Origin of the sequence: Mesorhizobium sp. M2A.F.Ca.ET.067.02.1.1 (assembly GCF_004023285.1) — a bacterium.
Taxonomy (GTDB): domain Bacteria; phylum Pseudomonadota; class Alphaproteobacteria; order Rhizobiales; family Rhizobiaceae; genus Mesorhizobium.
Map to the genome: position 1 here is coordinate 1 of NZ_RZSB01001256.1, position 886 is coordinate 886.

General features: G+C 66.8%; 1 pseudogene. It reads left to right on the forward strand.

What is annotated here, in order from left to right:
- Positions 1-775 (forward strand): annotated as a pseudogene (locus EOA28_RS37150) (peptidase dimerization domain-containing protein); the annotation flags it as partial.
- Between the last annotated feature and the right edge of the window lie 111 nt (positions 776-886).

Consider the following 886-nt stretch of genomic DNA (forward strand, 5'->3'; position numbering starts at 1 on the left):
GCCCGGCACCGGCGTCTCCGCCGGCATCAAGCATTTCGTCGGCCGCATCGAGGCCGGCGAGGTCGCGGCGCCCGACTTCACCGTCTATGTCGAGCCGACGCGGCTTGCCGTCTACGCCGCGCAGATTGGCTTCTTCATCACCGACATCACGATCACCGGCAAGTCGGCCTATTTCGGCGTGCCGGAGCTCGGCAAGGATGCGTTGCGCGCCGCCCATGCCGCCATGACGGCGCTGTGGAGACACTCGGACGAGGTAGCGGCCCGGGCCGAGCACAAGCTCACCGGGCGCGGCTTCCTGCTGATCACCGGCCTCACCGGCGGCGGCTATATCGCCGTGCCTGAGCGATGCACACTGTCGCTGATCCGCAAGCTCCTGCCGGGCGAATCGCTCGACACGGCCGCCGCCGAGATCGAGGCCGCGGTGCGCGGCGCCATCACCGATCCCGAGATCGCCGTGGAGTTCGCCTATCCGGCCGGACGCGATCACAGGCTGGGCGGCACCGCCGCCGAGATCGACGAGACGCGCGCCGAAGTTGCCATGCTGTCGCAATCGATGGCAGGCGCCATGGCCGGACGCGGCGTGATCGAAGGCGCGCCGTTCTGGTCGGAATCGTCGTTCTTCGTCAACCGGTTGGGCACTCCCGCCGTCTATTGCGCGCCGGGCGACATCCGTAACTGCCACACTTTCGGGGAGCACGTCGATGTCGAGGAATACCTCGCCGGCATCGTCGGCTTCGCAGCCTTCATGGCCCGCTATTGCGGCGTGGCCGATTGAACGACCAACGAAGCACAAAATGGGAGACTGAAAACATGCTGATGAAGAAATGGATTGCCGCATTGGCCGGCGGATTGATGCTCGCCAGCGCCGCCGCTCACGCGCAGACGG